This is a genomic window from Chromobacterium sp. ASV23 (genome assembly GCF_016428945.1).
Taxonomy (GTDB): domain Bacteria; phylum Pseudomonadota; class Gammaproteobacteria; order Burkholderiales; family Chromobacteriaceae; genus Chromobacterium; species Chromobacterium sinusclupearum.
On record NZ_JAELTR010000010.1, the window covers coordinates 11,346 to 33,349 of the forward strand.

Annotated in this window: 27 protein-coding genes; 20 read left to right on the forward strand and 7 right to left on the reverse strand. The window is 63.0% G+C overall.

All coding sequences use genetic code 11. The annotated features are described in order from the left end of the window. The first annotated feature begins 90 nt into the window (after positions 1-90). Positions 91-1,800 (forward strand): bifunctional UDP-sugar hydrolase/5'-nucleotidase, encoded by a 1,710-nt coding sequence (locus JHD59_RS06500; RefSeq protein WP_199153629.1) that lies wholly within the window; start codon positions 91-93, stop codon positions 1,798-1,800. 68 nt (positions 1,801-1,868) lie between these two features. Here JHD59_RS06500 and dut read toward each other — a convergent pair whose 3' ends face one another. Together dut and coaBC are read right to left on the reverse strand one after the other, a co-directional pair. Further along, positions 1,869-2,321, reverse strand: coding sequence for a dUTP diphosphatase (dut, locus tag JHD59_RS06505; protein WP_106077103.1), 453 nt, complete (start codon positions 2,319-2,321; stop codon positions 1,869-1,871). A gap of 53 nt (positions 2,322-2,374) precedes the next feature. Further along, positions 2,375-3,556 carry a bifunctional phosphopantothenoylcysteine decarboxylase/phosphopantothenate--cysteine ligase CoaBC gene (gene coaBC, locus JHD59_RS06510; protein WP_199153630.1) on the reverse strand — a complete coding sequence of 394 codons (1,182 nt, stop codon included), beginning with the start codon at positions 3,554-3,556 and terminating at the stop codon, positions 2,375-2,377. Between the two features lie 158 nt (positions 3,557-3,714). Here coaBC and radC point away from each other — a divergent pair, with 158 nt between their 5' ends. From radC to JHD59_RS06545, 7 genes are all read left to right on the forward strand, one after another. After that, on the forward strand, positions 3,715-4,389 hold the full coding sequence (gene radC, locus JHD59_RS06515; protein ID WP_043626032.1) for a DNA repair protein RadC: 675 nt from the start codon (positions 3,715-3,717) through the stop codon (positions 4,387-4,389). Positions 4,390-4,503: 114 nt separating this feature from the next. Further along, entirely contained in the window at positions 4,504-4,755 is a 252-nt protein-coding gene (locus tag JHD59_RS06520) for a hypothetical protein (RefSeq protein WP_043626035.1), read from the forward strand. Between the two features lie 153 nt (positions 4,756-4,908). Continuing rightward, on the forward strand, positions 4,909-5,283 hold the full coding sequence (locus tag JHD59_RS06525) for an oxidoreductase (RefSeq protein ID WP_043626038.1): 375 nt from the start codon (positions 4,909-4,911) through the stop codon (positions 5,281-5,283). Between the two features lie 195 nt (positions 5,284-5,478). After that, positions 5,479-5,928, forward strand: coding sequence for a DUF2844 domain-containing protein (locus tag JHD59_RS06530; RefSeq protein ID WP_199153631.1), 450 nt, complete (start codon positions 5,479-5,481; stop codon positions 5,926-5,928). An 11-nt stretch (positions 5,929-5,939) separates the two neighbouring features. Continuing rightward, complete coding sequence (locus JHD59_RS06535) at positions 5,940-7,166, forward strand: DUF3443 domain-containing protein (RefSeq protein WP_199153632.1); 1,227 nt, start codon at positions 5,940-5,942, stop codon at positions 7,164-7,166. Between the two features lie 236 nt (positions 7,167-7,402). Next, positions 7,403-7,663 (forward strand): hypothetical protein, encoded by a 261-nt coding sequence (locus tag JHD59_RS06540; protein ID WP_052246828.1) that lies wholly within the window; start codon positions 7,403-7,405, stop codon positions 7,661-7,663. 43 nt (positions 7,664-7,706) lie between these two features. Beyond that, positions 7,707-8,267: a flavin reductase family protein gene (locus JHD59_RS06545; RefSeq protein ID WP_199153633.1), complete on the forward strand. Its 561-nt coding sequence runs from the start codon at positions 7,707-7,709 to the stop codon at positions 8,265-8,267. 71 nt (positions 8,268-8,338) lie between these two features. Here the strand turns inward: JHD59_RS06545 and tyrS are convergent, their stop codons facing one another. Then, on the reverse strand, positions 8,339-9,613 hold the full coding sequence (tyrS, locus tag JHD59_RS06550) for a tyrosine--tRNA ligase (protein WP_199153634.1): 1,275 nt from the start codon (positions 9,611-9,613) through the stop codon (positions 8,339-8,341). Positions 9,614-9,842: 229 nt separating this feature from the next. Between tyrS and JHD59_RS06555 the strand changes: the two genes are divergently transcribed. Then, the gene (locus tag JHD59_RS06555) at positions 9,843-10,499 is read left to right on the forward strand and encodes a cytochrome b/b6 domain-containing protein (RefSeq protein WP_199153635.1); all 657 of its coding nucleotides are present in this window, start codon (positions 9,843-9,845) and stop codon (positions 10,497-10,499) included. A gap of 69 nt (positions 10,500-10,568) precedes the next feature. Here JHD59_RS06555 and JHD59_RS06560 read toward each other — a convergent pair whose 3' ends face one another. Then, positions 10,569-11,012 carry a cytochrome c gene (locus JHD59_RS06560; protein ID WP_103316943.1) on the reverse strand — a complete coding sequence of 148 codons (444 nt, stop codon included), beginning with the start codon at positions 11,010-11,012 and terminating at the stop codon, positions 10,569-10,571. 66 nt (positions 11,013-11,078) lie between these two features. Further along, a complete protein-coding gene (locus tag JHD59_RS06565) occupies positions 11,079-11,507 on the reverse strand; it encodes a cytochrome c (RefSeq protein WP_199153636.1) in 429 nt (142 codons plus the stop codon). Between the two features lie 145 nt (positions 11,508-11,652). On the opposite strand from JHD59_RS06565, the gene JHD59_RS06570 reads away from it, so the two are divergent. From JHD59_RS06570 to JHD59_RS06595, 6 genes are read left to right on the forward strand one after another with little or no spacing between them, the layout of a single operon-like run. Beyond that, positions 11,653-12,087, forward strand: coding sequence for a Fur family transcriptional regulator (locus tag JHD59_RS06570; protein ID WP_103316939.1), 435 nt, complete (start codon positions 11,653-11,655; stop codon positions 12,085-12,087). Positions 12,088-12,103: 16 nt separating this feature from the next. Then, positions 12,104-13,021, forward strand: a complete 918-nt coding sequence (locus JHD59_RS06575) for a GTP-binding protein (RefSeq protein ID WP_103316938.1) — start codon at positions 12,104-12,106, stop codon at positions 13,019-13,021. Next, the gene (locus tag JHD59_RS06580; RefSeq protein ID WP_199153637.1) at positions 13,018-13,203 is read left to right on the forward strand and encodes a hypothetical protein; all 186 of its coding nucleotides are present in this window, start codon (positions 13,018-13,020) and stop codon (positions 13,201-13,203) included. Before JHD59_RS06575 ends, JHD59_RS06580 begins: the two co-directional genes overlap by 4 nt. Continuing rightward, positions 13,200-13,943: a metal ABC transporter ATP-binding protein gene (locus tag JHD59_RS06585; RefSeq protein ID WP_199153638.1), complete on the forward strand. Its 744-nt coding sequence runs from the start codon at positions 13,200-13,202 to the stop codon at positions 13,941-13,943. The genes JHD59_RS06580 and JHD59_RS06585 overlap by 4 nt, the downstream gene beginning before the upstream one ends. Beyond that, a complete protein-coding gene (locus tag JHD59_RS06590; protein WP_199153639.1) occupies positions 13,943-14,818 on the forward strand; it encodes a metal ABC transporter permease in 876 nt (291 codons plus the stop codon). The genes JHD59_RS06585 and JHD59_RS06590 overlap by 1 nt, the downstream gene beginning before the upstream one ends. 17 nt (positions 14,819-14,835) lie before the next feature. Further along, entirely contained in the window at positions 14,836-15,732 is an 897-nt protein-coding gene (locus JHD59_RS06595) for a metal ABC transporter substrate-binding protein (RefSeq protein ID WP_103316931.1), read from the forward strand. Here JHD59_RS06595 and JHD59_RS06600 read toward each other — a convergent pair. Continuing rightward, on the reverse strand, positions 15,713-16,390 hold the full coding sequence (locus tag JHD59_RS06600; protein WP_199153640.1) for a sulfite exporter TauE/SafE family protein: 678 nt from the start codon (positions 16,388-16,390) through the stop codon (positions 15,713-15,715). The two genes, JHD59_RS06595 and JHD59_RS06600, sit on opposite strands and share 20 nt — an antisense overlap. 357 nt (positions 16,391-16,747) lie before the next feature. On the opposite strand from JHD59_RS06600, the gene JHD59_RS06605 reads away from it, so the two are divergent. From JHD59_RS06605 to JHD59_RS06625, 5 genes are all read left to right on the forward strand, one after another. Continuing rightward, positions 16,748-17,533 carry an enoyl-CoA hydratase gene (locus JHD59_RS06605; protein ID WP_199153641.1) on the forward strand — a complete coding sequence of 262 codons (786 nt, stop codon included), beginning with the start codon at positions 16,748-16,750 and terminating at the stop codon, positions 17,531-17,533. 170 nt (positions 17,534-17,703) lie between these two features. After that, positions 17,704-18,603 carry a LysR family transcriptional regulator gene (locus tag JHD59_RS06610; RefSeq protein WP_199153642.1) on the forward strand — a complete coding sequence of 300 codons (900 nt, stop codon included), beginning with the start codon at positions 17,704-17,706 and terminating at the stop codon, positions 18,601-18,603. 31 nt (positions 18,604-18,634) lie between these two features. After that, entirely contained in the window at positions 18,635-19,090 is a 456-nt protein-coding gene (locus tag JHD59_RS06615) for a hypothetical protein (RefSeq protein ID WP_103316923.1), read from the forward strand. A gap of 229 nt (positions 19,091-19,319) precedes the next feature. Beyond that, positions 19,320-19,580: a hypothetical protein gene (locus tag JHD59_RS22740; RefSeq protein ID WP_233163922.1), complete on the forward strand. Its 261-nt coding sequence runs from the start codon at positions 19,320-19,322 to the stop codon at positions 19,578-19,580. A gap of 78 nt (positions 19,581-19,658) precedes the next feature. Next, positions 19,659-20,288 carry a glutathione S-transferase gene (locus tag JHD59_RS06625; RefSeq protein ID WP_103316919.1) on the forward strand — a complete coding sequence of 210 codons (630 nt, stop codon included), beginning with the start codon at positions 19,659-19,661 and terminating at the stop codon, positions 20,286-20,288. A gap of 48 nt (positions 20,289-20,336) precedes the next feature. Here JHD59_RS06625 and JHD59_RS06630 read toward each other — a convergent pair whose 3' ends face one another. Beyond that, positions 20,337-22,004 carry a PTS fructose transporter subunit IIC gene (locus tag JHD59_RS06630; RefSeq protein ID WP_199153644.1) on the reverse strand — a complete coding sequence of 556 codons (1,668 nt, stop codon included), beginning with the start codon at positions 22,002-22,004 and terminating at the stop codon, positions 20,337-20,339.

Below are 22,004 nucleotides of genomic sequence, written 5' to 3' on the forward strand. Positions count from 1 at the left end.
ATTTCATGCCAATTGTGTATGTTGACGGCCTGGCGCATGTCCGTGGCAGCGGCGCGCGCCGGATCACAACAAACACAATGGAGCATGGCAATGAAATTCATTCCGACGACCCTGTGCCTGAGCCTGGCTTTGGCGCTGGGCGGATGCATGTCCGATTCCTCTTCTTCCGTGAGCGGGCATACTGGCGCAAGCAATAACGAACAGTTGCCGGCCGCGGCGCCGGTGGCCGTCAAGATGGTCGCCATCAACGATTTCCATGGCAATCTGGAATCCCCCGGCACCTTGGCGCTGCCGGACCCGAAAGATCCGAGCAAGACGGTCAAGACGCCCGCCGGCGGCGTCGATTACCTGGCAGCCTGGGTCAAGCAGCTGCGCGACAAGTCGCCTAATACGGTGGTCGTGTCGGCCGGCGATTTGATCGGCGCCAGCCCTTTGGTGTCCGGCATGTTCCATGACGAGCCCACCATCGAAGCGATGAATTTGCTGGGCCTGGATATCAACGCCGTGGGCAATCATGAGTTCGATGACGGCCAGGACGAGTTGCTGCGCATGCAGAATGGCGGTTGCAAGCCTGGCGCGGGCGATACCACCTGCCAGAATGGCGGCAGTTTCGCCGGCGCCAAATTCCGTTTCCTGGCGGCCAATGTGCAGAGGCCGGATGGCAGCACCCTGTTTCCAGCCTATGAAATCAAAAAGTACGGCAATATCCCGGTGGCCTTCATCGGCATGACGCTGAAGGGCACGCCCGATATCGTGTCCCCGGCCGGCATCCAGGGGCTGAGCTTCAAGGACGAGGCCGATACCGTCAATGCGCTGATTCCCAAGCTGAAAGCCCAGGGCGTGGCGGCGGCGGTGGTGGTGGTGCATGAGGGCGGTTATCAGACCGGCACGTTTGACGACTGCAAAGGCATTTCCGGCCCCATCGTTGATATCGTCAAGAAGCTGGACAAGACGGTGGGGCTGGTGGTGACCGGCCACACGCACCAGGCCTACAACTGCGTCATCGATGATCGCCGCGTGACCAGCGCCAAGAATTACGGCCAGCTGTTCACCGAGATCGACTTCAAGCTGGACCCGGTCAGCAAAACCTTTGTCCCCGGCTCGATCCAGGCGGTGAACCGTCCGGTGACGCAGGACATCAAGCCGCTGGCCAATATCACCGACCTGGTGCAGTTTTACTTGAATCGTTCGGCGAAAAAGGCTGAAGAGGTGGTTGGCAAGCTGGGCGGCAGCCTGACCCGCAATGCCAACGCCGCCGGCGAAACGACGTTGGGAGACGTGATCGCCGACTCTCAGCTAGCTGCCGGCAGCAAGCAAGGCGCCGTGGTGGCCTTCATGAATCCGGGCGGCATCCGCGCCGACCTAGTGCCGGACGCCAATGGCAATGTGAGCTACAAGCAGATCTACACCGTGCAGCCGTTCGGCAACACCATGCTGACGATGAAGCTGACCGGCGAGCAGATCGATCAGTTGCTGGAGCAGCAGTGGAGCGATCCGGCCAGGGGCAAGATGCTGCAGGTTTCGTCCGGTTTCAGCTACAGCTGGAGCAAGTCGGCGCCGGTTGGCAGCAAGGTGGACATCAAGAGCATCACCATCAATGGCGTGCCGATTGATCCCAAGGCCCGCTACACGGTGCAGGTCAACAACTTCATCGGCGGCGGCGGCGACGGCTTCACGGTGCTGGCGCAGGGTACCGACCGCGTGGTGGGCGAGGTGGATGTGGACGTGATGCAGCGCTATTTGCAGTCCAGGCCCGTGGTGGCGGTGCCCAAGCTGAACCGCATCAGCGTTTTGCCCTGATTGTCGGCAAAAAGAAACCCGACGCAGGCATCTGCCCGCGCCGGGTTTTATTTTCAGAATGGGCTGAATCAGCCGCGGCCGGTGCTGCCGAAGCCGCCGGCGCCGCGGTCGGACGCGTCGAAGTCGTCCACGATATTGAAGCCAACCTGCACCACCGGCACGATGACCATCTGGGCGATGCGTTCCAGCGGCTCCAGGCGGAACGGCTCCTGGCCGCGGTTCCAGACCGAGACGAACACCTGGCCCTGGTAGTCGGAGTCGATCAGGCCCACCAGATTGCCCAGCACGATGCCGTGCTTGTGGCCCAGGCCGGAGCGCGGCAGCAGCATGGCGGCCAGGCCTGGATCATTCAGGTGGATGGCGATGCCGGTTGGAATCAGCTTGGTTTCGCCCGGCTGGATGGTCATGGTCTCTTCGGTGGCGGCGCGCAGATCGAGGCCGGCCGAGCCGGCAGTGGCGTAGGCGGGCAGGTTGTCGCGCAGGCGCGCGTCCAGGATCTTGACGTCGATAACGGCTTGCATGGTGTTTCCTTGTGATGCGATGGCGGCCGCGCGGGCCGCCAGGATGGTTGAATTCAGCGTTTGGCCAGCAAGGCGGCCAGATGGCGGACGATGGCGGCGGCCACGTCATCCTTGGGCATGGCGGGCAATGGGTGCTGGCCGGCGTCGTCCAGCAGCACCACTTGGTTGTCGTCGGCGCCCATGGCTTGCTGCGCCAGGTTGGCCACCAGCAGCGGCAGTTTCTTGCGCTGGCGCTTGGCTTCGGCGAACTCCAGCAGGTTCTGGCTTTCCGCGGCGAAGCCGACGCAGAACGGCGCAGCCGGTAGCGCGGCGACGGTGGCCAGGATGTCCGGATTCTCTGCCAGTTCTATGGCGGGCGTGCCGGCGGTTTTCTTGATCTTGTGCTCGCTGCGGTTCTTTACCCGGTAATCGGCCACCGCCGCCACGGAAATGAACACGTCGCTGCGGCCGACTTCGCTGAGCACGGCCTGTTGCATTTCGGCGGCGCTTTGCACGTCTATCCTGGGGACATTCATCGGCGCGTCCAGATGGGTGGGGCCGGAGACCAGAGTGACCTCGGCGCCGGCGTCGCGACAGGCACGCGCCAGGGCATAACCCATCTTGCCGGAGCTGATATTGGTGATGCCGCGCACCGTGTCTATGGCCTCATAGGTGGGGCCGGCGGTCAGCAGCACTTTTTTGCCGGCCAGGAGCTTGTCGGCAAAGAAGCCATGCAGCAGCTCGACGATCTGATGCGGCTCCAACATGCGGCCGTCGCCGGTTTCGCCGCAGGCCTGGGCGCCGTTGCCGGGGCCGAACACGGTCACGCCATCCGCCTGCAGCTGCTCGATGTTGCGCTGGTTGGGCGGGTTCTGCCACATCTGCAGATTCATGGCCGGCGCCACGATCAGCGGGCAGGTGCGGGCCGCGGCCAGCGTGGAGATCAGGTCGTCGCAGCCGCCATGCGCCAGCTTGAACAGCAGGTTGGCGGTGGCAGGGGCGATCAGGAACACATCGGCGCGGCGCGATAATTCGATGTGCGCCATGGCGTTGCTGGGGCGCGGGTCCCACAGGTCGGTGTAGACGGTGTGGCCGGACAGCGCCTGGAAGGTGGCGGGCGTGACGAAGCGGGTGGCCGATTCGGTCATCACCACTTCCACCTGGTGGCCGGCCTTGACCAGCAGCCGGGTCAGCTCGGCGGACTTGTAGGCGGCTATGCCGCCGCTGATGCCGAGGAGAATGCGTTTGGCGGTCATCGTTGGGTTCTTCGAAGCCGTAAACTGGCCATTTTAGCGGATTTAGTCCATCAAGTGGCTCTGGTCTGGCTTAATGGTGGCATGTTAATGTCATTGCTTGTTGCTATCTTGTTGGCCTGATGACACAAACAATGCTATAGCCAGAAGAGGGATGCGCCATGTCGATCGCCCATTGGCCGGAAGCGGAGCGGCCGCGCGAGAAATTATTGCGGCAGGGAGCCGCCACCCTGAACGATTCTGAGTTGCTGGCCATCTTCCTGCGCACCGGCGTCAAAGGCATCAATGCGGTGGAGTTGGCCAGGTCGCTGCTGCAGGAGTTTGGCTCCTTGACCGGTTTGTTGGGCGCCAGTCTGGAGCAATTCAAGGCCAAGCCCGGCCTGGGGGAGGCCAAGTATGCGCAGTTGATGGCGTGCACGGAGTTGGCGCGGCGGGCATTGTCCGAGCCGATGCGGCTGGGCGACGCGCTGTCCAGTCCGCGGCAGGTGCGGGATTATTTGCGTTTGAGCATAGGCCGGCGCGACGTCGAAACATTTGTTGTGATATTTTTGTCGGCACAAAACCGTTTGATTGAAGTCGAAGAAGTATTCAAGGGAACGTTGACCGAGACCAGGGTGTATCCGCGGGAAGTGCTGCGGCGGGCTTTGCAGCACAATGCGGCGGCGCTGATCGTGGCGCACAATCACCCTTCCGGTGTCAGTGAGCCTTCAAATGCGGATAGAATATTGACCGATACGCTCAAGCGCGCTTTGGAACTGGTCGATATCAGGTTACTGGATCATTTTGTGGTAACCGGCGGGCACGCGGAATCGTTCGCCGAACGTGGTTGGCTGTAGATGCAGGTTTTCGGTGTGATGGCAGTTTGACAGTGCCGCCATCAGGTACGGGGCTTGTGCAGTGCAACTGTCTGTTTGACCTTGTTCCCCTCACCGCATCACAAGGAGGTCATCATGAACATCCTGCGTTTGCTGAATGAGTCCGACTACATCCAGGTCAACAATCAATTCGTCAAGCCGGACTTCCATTCGGTATCGGAAGAGTTCTCCGACGACGACGACGTGGTGCTGGAGGCGAATCTGGATGGCCAGGAGCTGGTGCTGACCGTTGCCGACCTGACCGACGCCACGCCCTTGGCCGACGGTGGATTCTGGCTGGAAGGTCTGGGGTATCTGCGCTTTTTGTCGCAGCAGAATCTGCATTGAGTCCCGCAAGCATTTTCCTATCATGGCCCGGCGCAAGCCGGGCCATTTCATTTGCATCGCGCCGGACTTGACTTGCCTCAACTCCGTTTCGCCATGTTTGCACTACAGTGACACTGGTTATTTGTAAGTCATAAATGGAGAGGCGGGGTGCTTATGCAAAAGTTCAGAATCGGCATGGTGGGCGTGGGGGAGACCGGCACGCCGTTGCTGAAGCAGCTGCTGGATGCGCCATTTGTCGAGATGGTGGGCGTGGCGGATCTGGACCTGCAGTTGCCCGGCGTATTGCTGGCCAAGGAAAGAGGCGTGCCGGTGACCGACAATTTCATCGAGATCGCCGAGCAGGGCAGCCGGGTGGACATCATCATCGACGTCACGGGCTCGCGCAAGGTGCGGGAAGATCTGCGCCGTTATATGCAGTTTTCCGGCAATACCCACACGGTGATCGTGCATGAGCGGGTGGCTTTGCTGATGTTGTCGTTGGGCGCCGGGCGCTGGGTGGAAACCCGGCACGACGAAATGACATATTGAATCTATTGATGTGGTAGCTGTGCGGTCGGCCGTAAATCGCGGAAGACCGAACGAGGGGATGCGGGGGGCTTAAGCCTCCCGCTTTTTTTTAACAAGATTGCGCAAGATTGCCGTTTGCATTTCTAGTATGCTCAATTTGTAGTGCGGGCTTTGTCGCCGTGGCTCAGGATAAAACAGATAAATGAGAGGTGGAAAATGAAGAGACCCTGCTTGTTCGTTTTTCTCTTGGCGCTGCTGGCGCCGGGGGCGCATGCCGCTTTGGGGCAGAAGTTTGACGCGCCTGCGGCGTCCGCGGCTGGGCATGCATTCATGGCGACCCGTCCCGCCGCCATAGGCGGCGCCTACACCGTGCAAGACAGCCTGGATGCCTCCGGACGGCAGATTCGTCAGTATGTTTCCCTGAATGGAACGGTGTTTGCCGTCGCCTGGAGCGGGCAGACCCATCCTGATTTGCAGTCGCTGCTGGGAGACTACTTTCCGGCCTTTCAACAGGCGCAGCGGAATAATCGCAGTGGCCGCAATGTGCTGAGAGGACAGGTGGGCAGTTTTGTTGTCCATTCTTATGGCCGGATGGGCGCCTTCAACGGTTTTGCCTATGACTCCACCTTATTGCCGGCAGGGGTGACGCCGGATCAATTGAAATAAAGGGAGCGAACATGAAAAGACTTCTGGTCAGCCTGTTTTCCCTTGCCTTGTTGCTGAGCGGTTGCGGAGGGGGCGGCGGCGATGCCGGCTCGTTCTCCAATGGCGGCAATAGCGGCGGCGCCACGTCCAATAGCGTAGCCATGATTGTCGATTCTGGTCCTGCCGGCGCGACGGGGCAGTTGAATCTGCCTTACGTGACGGTCAATGTTTGTGTCCCCGGAACCAATACCTGCACGGCAATAGACCATGTTCTGGTTGATACAGGCTCCAGCGGGCTGCGCGTGTTGGCTTCGGCGCTGCAGAATGCGCTTCCTATTCAGACTGTCGGCGTCCGCCAGGTGATGGAGTGCGCGCAGTTCGCCGATGGCTTCACCTGGGGAACGGTCAGTACTGCTGATGTGAAGATCGCAGGAAAGACAGCTAGCTCCCTGCCGATCCAGGTGATCGCCGATGGCGCCTTGCCATACCCGGTACCCGCCGCCTGCTTGTCGACTGGCATCAACGAGAGCAGTTTGGCCGGATTGGGCGCCAAGGGCATCATCGGTGTGGGCCTGGAGCCTCAGGACTGCGGTAGCGATTGCGCCAACGTCAGCAATAATGGCTTCTATTATCTGTGCAGCGGACAGACCTGCCAGCAGGGCATGGTGCCGCTGGCAAAACAGGTAACCAATCCGGTGACGGCTTTCTCCGGGGACAACAACGGCGTTCTATTGCAGCTGCCTAGCATAGACAACTATGGCGCGCCATCTGCGCAGGGCACGCTGACATTCGGCATCGCTACGCAATCGAACAATGCCATCCCCAGTACGGCCAAGGCTTACCCGGTGTCCAGCGACGGTTTCACCATCACCACGGTTTACAATGGCCAGAGCTATCCCGGTTTCTTGGATAGCGGATCGAACATTCTTTACTTCCCTAACGATGGCAGCGTTGCTACCTGCTCGGTGGGCGGGTCGACATGGTATTGCCCCAATGTTTCGTCGCCGCAGACGCAGAGTCTGAGCGCGCAAGTGTCGGCCAGCAATGGCAGCAGCAGTACGATCAACTTCAACCTGATCAATGCGACTATTCTCAACAGCAGCAACTATGCCGCCTTCCCCAGCCTAGCGGCGCCGATGACGGGAACGTTTGCCGGTTATTTTGACTGGGGCCTGCCTTTCTTCTATGGACGCAGCGTGTTCATCGGGTTTGCCGGTAGCAGCAATCCACAGGGAAGCGGGGCAATGTATATTTTCTGATATCGATCATCTTGCAGTGCAGCAAGCTGTCGCCTATAACAGCAGTGTCATCACGATGACATCTCCTCTGTCTTGATGCTTGAGCATGATAGCAAACAGGCCCGCGCGTTCCGCCCGGGCCTTTTTTTATATCGACATCACTAAATGTCAGTTACTGAATTATTTATTTCATGCTACTTTTTTATGTCATCTTTATTTTTGGAATGGCAGTGAACGCGGCAAAAAGAATAAGACAATTGCTCGAGCGGAAGGTGGACCCGGAGCAGGTGGCCGTATTGGTGGAGTTGGCGGTGGAGTTGCAATTGGGGCGGCCGTTTGATTTGCGCCGTTTGTGCCGGCTGGATCCCGAGTATTTCGAGCTGGGCGTGGATCTGATGCGCGACTGGCGCTTCAATTACCATATCGCGGCGCGCAGCAAGCTGTTCGAGGACATCCTGGCCCGTGACCATGGCTTGCAGAGCCGGATGTGCCATCTTGGCTCGGCCGCTGCGCATTGATCATTGCTGCTAGAATCGTTTCTTTGCCCAAACGGAGACGACGATGCTGGCAGATGTTGAATTGGCCAAGGCCTACCGGCTGCTGAATCATGGCCCCACCGTGCTGGTCAGCAGCGCGGCGGGCGGGCGGCGCAATGTGATGGCGGCGGCTTGGGCCATGCCGCTGGACTTCGATCCGCCCAAGGTGCTGGTGGTGATAGACAAGTCCACCTATAGCCGTGAACTGATCGAGCAGAGCGGCGAGTTCATCCTGAATATCCCGTGCCGCGCCCAGGCGGCGCAGGTGGTGCAGGTCGGCAGCGAGACCGGCCGCGATGAAGACAAATTTGCCATTAGCGGTTTGACGCCATTGCCGGCGCAGCAGGTGGCGGCGCCGCGGGTGGCGGGCTGCATCGCCTATCTGGAGTGCAAGGTGGTGCCGGAGCCGCATAATCAGCAGCGCTACGACTTGTTCATCGGCGAGGTAGTGGCGGCGCAGGCCGACGACGCGGTGTTCCGCGCCGGACATTGGCATTTTGAAGACGCCGATGCCGCGAAGCGCAGCTTGCATTACATCGCCGGCGGCGCTTTTTTCGCCACGGGAGAAGCCTTCAGCGTGGCTTGAACTCGGCCGGCAGGCATCAAAAAAGCCCGTCCATGAGACGGGCTTCGCGTTTTCGGCTGGCAGGGAGGGGCTTATTGCCAGTCCACCAGCGCATACAGCTTCTTGCCGCGCTTGAGCAGTGAGTACTGGCCGAACAGGCGTTCATTGTCGCCGATGGCGTGCTCCAGGCTGTCCACCTTGATGCCATTGACGCTGACCGCGCCGCTCTGGATGAAGGTGCGCGCCTCGCTCTTGGATTTGGCCAGGCCGCCGGCCGCCAGCGCGTCGATCAGGCCGTTGGCGCTCTTGTCCAGTTGGATGGTCGGCAGGCCGTCTTGCGCCAGTTGGGCGAAGTCGTCGGCGGTCAGGCTGGACAGGTCGTTGCTGAACAGGCTGTGGGTGATGCGCTGCGCCGCTTCCAGCGCCGCCTTGCCGTGCACCAGCTCCGTGACTTGTTCGGCCAGGATGCGTTGGCCTTCCGGCTTGCCGTCGCGGGTCTTGTCGGCCTCTTCGATGGCGGCGATCTCGTCCACCGACAGGAAGGAGAAGTAACGCAGGAACTTGTACACGTCGGCGTCGGCGGTGGATAGCCAGAACTGGTAGAAGGCGTAAGGCGAGGTCTTCTTGGCGTCCAGCCAGATGGTGCCGGATTCGGTCTTGCCGAACTTGGTGCCGTCGGCCTTGGTCACCAGCGGCATGGTCAGGCCGAATACCTGGGTCTGGTTCAGGCGGCGCGTCAGATCGGTGCCGGCGGTGATATTGCCCCACTGGTCGGAACCGCCGATCTGCAGCTTGCAGCCCAGGCGCCGGTTCAGTTCGGCGAAGTCGTAACCCTGCAGCAGGCTGTAGGAGAACTCGGTGTAGGAAATGCCCTGATCTTCGCGGGCGATGCGCTGCTGCACCGCTTCTTTCTTGATCATGGCGTTGACCGAGAAGTGCTTGCCGATGTCGCGCAGGAACTCCAGCGCGTTCATTTTGCCGAACCAGTCGTAATTGTTGGCCATCAGCGCCGCATTGTCGCCTTCGAAGCTGAGGAAGGGTTCGACCTGCTTGCGGATCTTCTCCACCCAGCTTTCGATGACATCCGGGGTGTTCAATTTGCGCTCGGTGGCCTTGAAGCTCGGATCGCCTATCATGCCGGTGGCTCCACCCACCAGCGCCACTGGGCGGTGGCCGGCGCGCTGGAAGCGCTTCAGCATCAGGATGGGCACCAAGCTACCGATGTGCAGGCTGTCCGCCGTTGGATCGAAGCCGCAATAAAGCGTAACCGATTCCTTGTTCAGCAGTTCTTGCAGCGCAGCCATATCGGTGGTTTGCGCGATGAGGCCACGGGCCTCCAGATCCTGAAGAAGGGCGGTTTGCGTCATTTGACTGGGTCTCCAACACGGTAAGTAAACGGCCAGCCGGCCGCTGGAAAAAAACTGCTCCAGCGGGCGCTTGCGGCATCCGGCTGGAGTGGGAAGGCTTATCTTAACCGAAATTGCCGCAAAATGGCGGGGGTATTGTCCGTTTTGTATGGGTAAAATCGCGCGCGGCTTCAAGCGTCCGCCTCATTGCGGCAGAATGTGCGCAGATAAAGTATGGAAAGGGAATGTGATGACGCAGCAAGTCAAGGTATGGGACGTGCCTACCCGGTTGTTTCACTGGGCGCTGGTCGTTCTGTTTGGCGCCATGTGGTTCTGTGCCGAGCAAGGCGGGGATTGGCTGCAATACCATATCTATTGCGGCGTGGCGCTGGCCTCGCTGCTGGTGTTTCGGCTGATCTGGGGCGTGGTGGGCAGCCAGACCGCCCGTTTCTCCAGCTTTGTGCATGGGCCGCGAACCATTGTTCGCTATCTGAAAGGCGAATTGCCGGAGCGCGAGGCGCCGGGGCACAATCCGCTGGGTGGCTGGATGGTTGTGGTGATGTTGCTGGCGCTGGGCGCGCAGGTGCTGACGGGCTTGTTCGCCGCCGATGTGGACAGCTATCTGTACGACGGCCCGCTGGCCAAGCATATCGACAGCGGCCTGGCGGAGGCTGCCACCGGCGCGCATAAACTGCTGTTCAATGGCTTGCTGGGGCTGGTGGCGCTGCATCTGACAGCCATTGTGCTGTATCGCCTGGTGAAGAAGCAGAACCTGGTGGGGCCGATGCTGACGGGCTACAAGAAGATCGCCGGCGAGCAGCCCCGGCTGCATTTCGCCCACGGCGCGCTGGCGCTGGCGGCGCTGTTGCTGTCCGCGGGCGGGCTGTATTTCGCGTTGCTGCGTTGAGCCGCCGCTTCCTGCTTGCCTGAATCGAAAGCCGGCTAGATGCCGGCTTTGGTTTTTGCAGTCGTTCGCTTACTTTTCCGGTCCGCGGAAGGCGTCGTGACAGGTTTTGCAGCTTTGCGCCACTTGGCCGTAGCTCTTCTTGATCGCGGCCAGGTCGCCGCTCTTGGCGACGATGGCAAGGTTGTCCACCGACTTCAGGAAGGCGTCCTTGTCGGCCTGGAATTTGGCCGGCTGGCTCCAGATTTCCGGCTTGGCGCGGCTCTTGCCGGTGATGCTGCCGGCCGGGAAGTGCTTGAACGGCTCGGCGGCCAGCGTCTTCAGCGCTTCGGCTTGCTGCGCGAACTGGGCCTGGTTGTACGGCGCGCGTTCCCGCACCGCCATGCCCATGGGTTCGAAGGATTGCAGCAGCATCTTCTTGAACGCCTTGGTGCGGACTTCGGCCGGGGTGTCGTCGGCGTGGGCGGCGGGAATGGCGATGGCTGCCAGCAGCAGCGCGGTCAGTATCTTGTTCATGGCATCTGAGTGGGAGTGGGCAGTCAATGGCGGCGCTGAGCGCCGCCGGGCATGCAAGGAGTGGGATCAATCCTTGCGGAAGTCCTTGTGACAGGCTTTGCAGGTCTGCTGGGTGGCGCCGAACTGGGTCTTGATCGCGGCCAGGTCGCCGGCCTGCGCCACTTGTTTCAGTTTGGCGGTGGCGGCCTTGTGGTTGTCGATGGCTTTCTGCCAGTCGGCCGGCCTGCTCCAGATCTCCGGCTTGGCGTCGGTCTTGCCGGCGTCGCTGCCGGCTGGGAAGTATTGCCACGGCTGTTGCGACAATTGTTCCAGCTGGGTGGCCAGCTTGGCGAATTCATCCTTGTTGTAGGGCGTGTCGCCCTTCACCATCTTGCCCATCGCGCCGACGACCGGCTTGTATTGCTTGAAGACATCCTTGCGCTGGCTGATCGGATCCGCGGCGAAGGCCTGGCTGGCCATGAGCAGCGCCAGTGAGGCCACCAACATCTTTTTCATCGAAATCCCCTGACTATGGCATGGAAACGGAACGTGCCAGCGTATCACAGCGCCGCGGCATCCAAAACCCGCAAAGTGTAAAGGGTTGGCGTGGTGGATGTTATAAAGTAACATTGTCTGGTTTTCGACTGAAGCGACCCCGCGCATGGACCGATCCCACTATCTTGCCGCCGCCGAGCGCCATTGCGCCGCGCGCGGCAGCAAGCTCACAGATTTGCGCCGCCAGGTGCTGGAACTGGTGCTGAACCACCGTGGCGTGGTCAAGGCCTACCAAGTGCTGGCCGATCTGCAGCAGCAGCGCGGCTCCGCCGCGCCGCCCACCGTCTACCGCGCGCTGGACTTCCTGGTGGAGCACGGCCTGCTGCACAAGGTGGACGCGCTGAACGGCTTCATCGTGTGCGAGCACTTCGACTGCCAGCACGAAAGCCTGATCCTGGTGTGCGAGCAATGCGGCCGCGTCAATGAAGTCGACGCCGCCGGCGGGCTGGCTGGCCTGCGCGACATGGCCCAGGCGGCAGGTTTCACGCTTAGCCCGCAAAATCTGGTGCTGGCTGGCCGTTGCCAGTCCTGTACCGCTTGAACTGCGCAAGAATTCCATGAAAAAAACCAAAGTTAATCTGTTCACCGGCTTTCTCGGCGTTGGCAAGACCACCGCGCTGCGCCACCTGATCGCCAACCGGCCCGCCCATGAAAAGTGGGCGGTCATCGTCAACGAGTTCGGCGAAGTCGGCATCGACGGCGCCGCGCTGCTGAATGACGAGCTGGCAGTGGCCGAAATCGCCGGCGGCTGCCTGTGTTGCGTGGCCGGCCCGCAAATGACCGCCACCGTGGCCACGCTGTTGCGCCGCGAAAAGCCGGACCGCCTGCTGATCGAGGCCAGCGGCCTGGCCCATGCCGCCGGCGTCATCGACGAATTGCGCGCCAAGCCCTTGGGCGAGGCGCTGGAAGTGGCCGCCGTGCTGACCCTGGTGGATCCGCGCCAGTTCATTCAGCCCGATTACCATCGCCAGCCGCTGTACCGCGACCAGATTTCCATCGCCGATGTGCTGGTGGCCAACAAGATAGACACCGCCGACATCCCGACCATGGAGGCCTTCCGCCAGCAGGCGGCGGCGCTGTTTCCGCCCAAGTCCCTGGTCGGCGAGGTGCGCGACGGCCAGCTGGACGTGGCCTGGCTGGATGCCGAGCTCGCCGCCAAGCCGCGCTACCGCCCGGCGGTGCTGCCGGACAATACCAGCGCCTGGCAGTCGGCCGGCTGGACCTTCGATCCCGAGCTGAACTTCGACGGCGAGCGGCTGACGCGGCTGTTTGACGATCTGCCCAAGCGCATTCCCGGCCTGGTGCGCGCCAAGGGCGTGTTCCGCGTGCTGGACAGCTGGGTGTGGCTGAACTGGGCGGCCGGACAGTGGGGCGCCGCGCAGGTGTCGTGGCGGCGCGACAGCCGTTTCGAGCTGATCGCGCCGGCGTTTGAGGCCGAGCAGGTGGAAGCCTGGCTGAAGGAGTGTCTGGAATGAGTCAAACGCATTCTCACGGCCATGATCATGCGCATGGCGGCCATCAGCACCTCACGGCGTCCAATCTGCGCCCGCCGCTGAGCTTGCTGTCGATGTCGGCCGGCCAGCGCGTGCTGCTGACGCTGCTGCCTTTGGCCGGGCTGTGGCTTTTGGTGTGGTGGGCCTTGCAGGAGTTGGCATGAGCATAGTGTTGAACAACCTGACGGTGTCCTACCAGCGCCACCCGGCGGTGCACCACATCAGCGGCCGCTTCGCCGAAGGCGACGCCACCGCGATTTGCGGGCCGAACGGCGCCGGCAAAAGCACGCTGTTGAAGGCGATGATAGGCGCGCTGACGCCCGATTCCGGCAACGTGGACCTGAACGGCTACCGCCGCGCCGACATCGCCTATCTGCCGCAGCAGGCCGAAATAGACCGCAGCATGCCGGTGAGCGTGCTGGAGCTGGTCGGCACCGGACTGTGGCACAAGAGCGGCCCGTTTGGACGGGTGGGGCGCGACGGCCATGCCCGCGCTATCGACGCGTTGGAGCAGGTGGGGCTGGCCGATTTCGCGCTGCGCCCGATCGCCGCGCTGTCCAGCGGCCAGTTCCAGCGCGTGCTGTTCGCCCGCATTCTGGTGCAGGACGCGCGCTTGATTTTGCTGGACGAGCCCTTCAACGCGGTGGACGCCAAGACCACCGAGGACCTGTTGCGGCTGATCGCGCGCTGGCGCGCCGAACAGCGCACCATCATCGCGGTGTTGCACGACGCCCTGCAGGTGAGGACGCATTTTCCGCACACCTTGCTGATGGCGCGCGAAGTGATCGCCTGGGGCGACAGCGCCTCGGCATTGAGCGAAGACAATCTGCGGCGCGCGGTGGAAACCGCCGCCCATTGGCAGGCCCAGGCGCCGGTTTGCGGCCTGGATGGAGTGAGCGCCTGATGCAACATTTGTACGATCTTCTGGTTTCGCCGTTTGTCGAGTTCGCCTTCATGCGCCGCGCCCTGGCCGGTTGCCTGGCGCTGGCGCTGGGTTCCGGCCCCATCGGCCTGTTCCTGGTGATGCGCCGGATGAGCCTGATGGGCGACGCGATGAGCCACGCGGTGCTGCCCGGCGCCGCCATCGGCTTCATGTTCGCCGGCCTCAGCCTGCCGGCGATGAGCCTGGGCGGTTTCTTCGCCGGCGTGCTGGTGGCGCTCCTTGCCGGCCTGGCCACTCGCTTCACCAGCATCAAGGAGGATGCCAGCTTTGCGGCCTTCTATCTGTTGTCGCTGTCGCTGGGCGTATTGCTGGTGTCGAAAGGCGGCAGCAATGTCGACCTGATGCACATCCTGTTCGGCTCGGTGCTGGCGGTGGATAACGCGGCGCTGTATCTGGTGTCCGGAGTGGCCACGGTGACATTGCTGACGCTGGCCATCATCTACCGTCCGCTGCTGCTGGAAAGCCTGGACCCGGTCTACCTGCGCGCGGTGGGCGCGCGCGGCGCCTGGTGGCATCTGCTGTTCCTGATGCTGGTGGTGCTGAATCTGGTGGCGGGCTTCCAGTCGCTGGGCACGCTGATGGCGGTGGGCTTGATGATGCTGCCGGCCATCACCTCGCGGCTTTGGACCGAGCGCATCGAGGCCATGCTGGCCTTGTCGGTCGGCATCGCTTTTGCCAGCGGCCTGGGCGGCTTGTTGCTGTCCTATCACTTTGAACTGCCGTCCGGCCCGGCCATCATCCTGCTGGCCGGCGTGGTCTACCTGTTGTCCTTGCTGTTTGCGCCCGTGGGCGGGGCGCTGCCGCGCTACATCCGCGCGCGCCATCTCGAATCTTGAACCGAAGGAGAAGCCTCATGAAGAAGACTCTAGCCGCATTATTGCTGCTGGGCATGCCGGCCTTGGCGCTGGCCAAGCTGCCGGTGGTGGCCAGTTTCAGCATCATCGCCGATATGACCCGCGAAATCGGCGGCGACCGCGTGGAAGTGGTGTCCTTGGTCGGTCCGGATCAGGACGCGCACGTGTTTCAGCCGTCTCCGGCTGATATCAAGAAAGTGTCCGCCGCCAAAGTGCTGGTGGTGAACGGCCTGGGTCTGGAAGGCTGGATGTCTCGGCTGGACAAGGCCGCCAATTTCCGCGGCGTGACCGTGGTGGCGTCCAAGGGCATCAAGACCCGCCAGGCGCCGGAAGAGGAACATGCCGAAGGCGATCACGACCATGATCATGGCGACGTCGATCCGCATGCCTGGCATGATCCGTCGCGGGTGCAGACCTATATCCGCAATATCAGCGCCGGCCTGATCCAGGCCGATCCTGCCGGCAAGGCCGAATACCAGCGCCGCGCCAGCGAATACGCGGCCAAGGTGCAGGCGCTGGACGACTGGGCCAAGCAGCAGTTCGCCAGCGTGCCGGCGGCCAAGCGCAAGATGTTGACGTCGCATGACGCTTTTGGCTACCTGGGCGAACATTACCAGCTGCAGGTGCTGGCGATCCAGGGCGTCAGCACCGAATCCGAAGCCTCGGCCAAGGGCGTGGCGCAACTGACGCGCCAAGTGCGCAATGAGCACGTCAAGGCGGTGTTCATGGAGAACATGACCGACGCGCGCCTGCTGAAGCAACTGTCCACCGAAGCCAAGGTGCAGATCGGCGGCAAGCTATACGCCGACGCGCTGTCTGGCCCCAAGGGCCCGGCTGCCAGTTATTTGCAGCTGATGCGCTACAACGTGGAGACCATCATGAAATCGTTCCGCTGACAAGTTGAATCAGGCGCCAAACGCCGATTCCCGCCACGCCCAGTCCGGCCGCCAGCCGTATTGGGCGTTGTTGCATCCAGCGGCGCAAGCCGTCGGCGAAGACACCCATCAGCAGCAGGTTGGGCAAGGTGCCCAGGCCGAAGGCCAGCATCAAGCCGGCGCCATGCCAGGCCGAGCCGCTGGCCAATGCCGAGATCGACGCGCTGTACACCAGGCCGCAGGGCAGCCAGCCCCATACCGCGCCCACCGCCAGCGCGCCGGCTATGCTGCGCACCGGCAACAGCCTGCCTACCAGCGGCTGCAGGCGCCGCCAGACCGGCTGTCCCATTTTTTCCAGCAAGATGATGGCCTGGCCGAAGCCCGCCAGATACAGACCCATGGCCACCAGCATCAGATTGGCCAGGGCCAGCAATGCCAGTTGGTAGGGGTGGGATGAGGCCAGGCTCAGTCCGGCGGAGGCGAGCCCGCCCAGCAGGGCGCCGATTAGGGTATAGCTGGCGAGCCGGCCCAGATTGTAGCCGGCCAGCACGCGCCAACGCGCCGCGCCCGCGGGCTGCTGCAGGGTGAGGGCGGCGACGATGCCGCCGCACATGCCGACGCAATGGCCGCCGCCCAGCAGGCCGGCCGCCAGCAGAATCCAGAAATTGGTTTCGATCATGCCGCAAATCGTGGATGAAAGCTCTATGGTAACAGAGCGGCATGACGAAGATGCAGGGCCGGCCGCTTGGGCTTGACGCGCGGGTGAGCCAGCCGCTGGTGGATTCTTTTTGGCATTGTTGAAACGAACATTCTACAAAAAAGGTTGGATATAATTGTTTCGCCTACTGGCCAAAAGGACAGTTTGCAAAGAAAATGTCACGTCGGGCGAAACAGGGAGGCGATGCCGCCAGCAGGCGACACGTACTTCCGGCCCAGATTCGGACCGCGCATTGGGAGCGGTCGGCGCGCTCTCGCGCCGCTCGGGGCGGTCCGGACTGCCAACGAAAGAAAACGGGGATACAGTGAGGAACACAATATGGCCAGGTATTTAACACTTGAACGGCTGGGCAAATCAGCCATCGTCACGCTTTCCAACCTGCCTGCCAATTTGCTGACGACCGACGGTCTCAACGAATTGGCCTCGACGCTGCAGGCGTTGAACGCTGACGACGGCGTGCGTTCGGTGGTGATTACCGGCGCCGGCGATACGTTTTTTTCTGCCGGAGCGGATTTGAAGCAATTCGCTTCGGGGAATAAGGCGGAAGCGGATGTCTTGTTGCAGGCCTTCGCCAATGCGCTGCAGGCGATTCGCAATTACCGCGGCGTCACCGTGGCGGCGGTCAATGGCTTCGCCCTGGGCGGCGGCCTGGAGTGCGCGCTGGTGTGCGACTACATCATCGCCGAGCGCGGCGCCAAGCTGGGGCTGCCGGAAGCCAAGGTCGGCCTGATTCCGGCCGCCGGCGGCACCAAGACCCTGGCCGACAAGGTGGGCGTGTCCTGGGCCAAGCGCATCATTCTGGGCGGCGAGCAGGTCAGCGCCGAGCAGGCGCTGCAGATCGGCTTGATCGAGGAGGTCGTCGATCAGGGCTTCGCCAAGATCGTCGCGGTCAGCCTGGCCAACAAAGTCGCCAGCCAGGCGCCGAGCTCGGTCGCCGCCGCGCGCAAACTGATAGAGGACAGCCCGAATCTGACGCTGGACGAACATCTGAAGCGCGAGCGCGCCGCCACTCTGAACCTGATCGGCGGCGACGAGCAAGTGGAAGGCGTGGCGGCCTTCCTGGCCAAGCGCGCGCCAAGCTGGATGCAGGACGACGACGATTAAGGCCGCCGACCTGCGCGCGCCATGAGCAAACCGCCTGTCTACATGCATTGTGGCAGGCGGTTTGTCTTTGAGCGGAGGCGGAACCCTGTGCTAGCCTAGACGGCGTTTGGCCTATCCAGTCGACGCGCGGCTACGACGCGGCCCGGGCAGTGGAAGAAACAGGGGAGAGCATGGAAATCTACCAGTTGCGGACCTTTGTCACGGTGGCTCAGCAGGGCCACTTGACGCAGGCAGCCGAACTGTTGCACCTGTCGCAACCGGCAGTGACGGCGCAGATCAAGGCGCTGGAAGAAGAAGTGGGCATGCCGTTGTTCGAGCGCAGCGCCGGCGGCGTCAGCCTGACGCGCGCGGGCCAGGAGCTGCTGCCGCAGGCGCAGGGCGTGCTGACGGCGGCGCGCGACATCATCCATCACGCGCGCGAGCTCAAGGGCCAACTGGCGGGCCAGGCCAGGATAGGCGTGACCCTGATGCCCGACGTTCTGCGGCTGGGCCCGTGGGTGGCGGCGCTGGTGGACAAGTATCCGCTGCTGGAAGTGCAGCTGAGCCACGGCGTTTCGGTGGATGTGCTCAATCTGGTGCGCAAGAAAGAGCTGGATGCCGGCTTCTACCTGGGCAAGAACCCGTATATGAACGTCAACACCGTGCCGTTGCAGACGCTGGCTTTCCGCGTCGCGCTGCCGGCGGCCTGGGCCGGCCAATTGGCCGAGGGCAGGCTCAAGGAATTGGGCAAGCTGCCCTGGGTTGGCATTTCGCAGTTTTCCAGTCTGTCCAAGATCACGGCCGAGTTGTGGCGCGAACTCAATATCTCCCCCAAGAAAGTCGCCGAGAGCGACCACCTGTCGGTTATTCTGGAGCTGGTGGCAGCCGGCGTCGGCGTGGCCCTGGTGCGGGAGGAGGACGCGCTGGCCTGGCATGCCAGCGGTCGCATCTGGCTAGTGCCGGAGCTGCGCAAGACCGCCGACCTGCAGTTTGTCTATCCGGCGGACCGCGATGGCGATCCGGTGCTGGAAACCCTGTTGCGGGAGCTGCTGGCGGTTTGGCGGCTTCCCTGTCCGCAATCCGCGGCTTAAGGCGCTTGGCGCCGTCTGATGAGGAGGTTCCATGGTCAGCTTGCTGGTCGATGCGGTGGAAAGCTGTTGCGGCGCGATGGAAAGCGGGCACAAACGCTGGCTGGAGGCGCAGGAGGAAGTCTATCGCCACTGGCTGTGGCCGCTGGCCCCAAGCTTCTCCTTGTCGAAAGGGGAAGTGGAGCGCCGCGTGGACGGCAGCTTGCTGGCTGGAGCCGCCTTATGGCAGGCCCAGGCCGATACCCAGCGAGAACTGATGCTGGCGGTCGAGAAGTTGTGGCTGGAAATGGGGCGTAATCTGCAGCAGCAGCTGCCCGACGGCGACGCCGCGCCGATTGCCGTGATGCGCCGAGCCTTGGAAGTGGGCTGTGCTTCCGGCGCCGCCCTGTCCACGGCGTCGCGCCAGGCCGGCCACTTTGCCGCCACCAATTTTTCCGGCACGCCGCTGAAGGCCGCGCGGGATGTGCGCAAGGTGTTGACGCAGCGCTGAACGAATCGCCGCGCAAATTGCGTGATATGCTTTGCGCATTATTGGCGCAAGATGCCACATTGCGGAGCGTTCCATGCGGATTCACGGCAGTTGCCACTGCGGCAATATTTCTTTCGACCTCGATTGGCCTGATGCGCAGTCCATTCCCGCCCGCCGCTGCGGCTGTAGCTTTTGCCGCAAGCATGGCGGCGTGTGGACTGCGGCCCCCGCGGCTGGCTTGGCGGTAACGATGCGCGACCCGCAGCGGGTGTCGCGCTACCGTTTCGGCACCGCCACCGCCGATTTTCACATTTGCTCCGATTGCGGCGTCGTTCCCTTGGTCAGCAGCGAAATCGACGGCCGGCTGTACGCCGTGGTCAGCGTCAATGCGTTTGAAACGCCTGATCTGCCGATCAGCGCCGCGCTGGATGTGTCGTTCGACGGCGAGAGCGAGGCGGAGAGGTTGGCGCGGCGGGCGCGCAACTGGATAGCCGATGTCGGCTTTGTCTGACGCTCATCCCGCCCCGCTTGCTGAATTGACGGGACCTTGGCCGAGGACTGTCGTTTTTCCCCACGCTGGAGAAAAATCATGAAACTGATAGGCATGCTGGATTCCCCCTTCGTGCGGCGCGTCGCCATTTCGCTGCAATTGCTGGAGTTGCCGTTCGAGCACCAGTCGGTGTCGGTGTTCAGCGGCTTCGACCGTTTTCATGAGATCAATCCTGTGGTCAAGGCGCCGACGCTGGTGTGCGATGACGGCACCATCCTGATGGATTCGACGCTGATTCTCGAGTATGCGGAAGGGTTGTCGTCGCGCAGCCTGATGCCGATGGAGCCGCAAGCCAGGCTGGCGGCCTGGCGCCGCGTGGGCTTGGCCTTGGCGGCTTGCGAAAAGAGCGTGCAGGTGGTGTACGAGCGCCAGTTGCGGCCGGCGCGCAATGTGTACCAGCCCTGGCTGGACCGGATCGGCGGCCAATTGCTGGCCGCCTTCGACGCGCTGGAGAAGGAGCTGGAAGTGCCGCAATCCTTGCGCGGCGACACCATCGACCAGTCCTTGCTGTCGACGGCCGTCGCCTGGCATTTCAGCCGGCAGGTGGTCCCGGACATCGTGCCGGGCGGGCCTTATCCGAGGCTGGATAAATTATCGCGGCAGGCCGAGGCGCTGGATGCATTCCGCGCCGCGCCGTTTGGCGATGGCGTGTATCCGGTCAGCAAATGAACAATGCGGCGCCCTGGCGCCGCATTGCATGTGCGCCCTTGTGTTTCTTTAGGCTGGCACTGCCGGCTTTTTCAATAGCCGCAGCATCAGCGCGGTGACGGCGGTGCCGGCGGCCAGCGCCACCAAATAGCTCAGCAGATGCTCCACCGCATTCGGGATGGGCAGCACGAATACGCCGCCGTGCGGCACTTTCAGCTCTACGCCCATGGTCATGGAGATGGCGCCGGCCAGCGCGGAACCGGTCATCAGCGCAGGGATCACCCGCAGCGGGTCGCGCGCGGCAAACGGGATGGCGCCTTCGCTGATGAAGGCGAGGCCCAGCACGCCGGCCGCCTTGCCGGCTTCCTGCTCGTCCACGGTGAAGCGGTCGCGGAACAGTCGGGTGGCCAGGGCCAGTCCCAGCGGCGGCGTCATGCCGGCGGCCATCACCGCGGCCATCGGCGTGTATACCTGGCTGGCGATCAGGCCGGTGGCAAAGGCGTAAGCCGCCTTGTTGACCGGGCCGCCCATGTCGAAGGCCATCATCGCGCCCAGCAGCGCACCCAATGCCAGCGCGCTGCTGCCCTGCATGCCTTTCAGCGCATCGGTCAGCGCCGACAGCAGCGCGGCGACAGGCTGGCCCACCACGTAGATCATCAGCAGGCCGGTCAGCAGCGAACCGAGCACCGGCAGGATCAGCACGGGCTTCAAACCGTCCAGATGCTGGCCAAGCTGGATGCGGCGGTTCAGCTCGCGCGTGGCGTAGCCGGCGATGAAGCCGGCCACGATGCCGCCGAGAAAGCCGGAACCCAGGCTGGCGGCCAGCATGCCGCCCACCATGCCGGGCGCGATGCCGGGGCGGTCGGCGATGGAGTAGGCGATATAGCCGGCCAGTATCGGCACCATCAGCGCAAAGGCGGACTTGGCCCCGATCTGGAACAGCGACCAGGCCAGCGTGCCCTTGTGCGCGTCGTCGAAGGCGTAGATGCCGCCCAGGGCGAAGGCGAGCGCGATCAGGATGCCGCCGGCGGTGACGAAGGGCAGCATGAAGGACACGCCGGTCATCAGGTGGCGGTAAGGGCCGTCCTTCGACTTTTCCGGCGCGGCTGTTTTGGCGGGGTTTGCGGCGTTGTTCGCCTCGCCCCACGGTTGCGCCTCGGCGATGGCGCGGCGGAGCAGGCCCTTGCCGTCGCCGATGGCGGCCTTGGTGCCGCTCTTGAACAGGCGCTTGCCTTGGAAGCGGTCCAGTTGCACCTGGGTATCGGCGGCGATCACCACCAAGTCGGCGGCGGCGATCTCCGCGGCGGTCAACGCGCTCTGCGCGCCGACTGAGCCCTGGGTTTCCACCCGGATGGCGTGTCCCAGGGCCTTGGCGGCCTGGGTCAAGCCTTCCGCCGCCATGAAGGTGTGGGCGATGCCGGTGGGGCAGCCGGTGATGGCCACGATTTTCAGCGATGGGCCGGATGCGGCGGCGGACAGTTGCGCCGCCGGATCGGCCAGCACTTGGTCCAGTGTGGCGTGGCGGACCGGCAGTTGGCCGAAGCGGCCGTCGTCCGGGCTGTCCACCAGCAGCACCTGGCGCGCGCCGGTCAGCTGTTCGGCAGCCAGGGCGGGGTGGCCGTCGATTTCAATCGCTATGCCTTGACCGTGTTTTTGCGCGGCCTGGCGCAGCGCTTCGGCGGCAAGCCTGGCCTGGGTGCTGCGTTCGCCGGAGCGGATGATGGCGACGATGCTCAT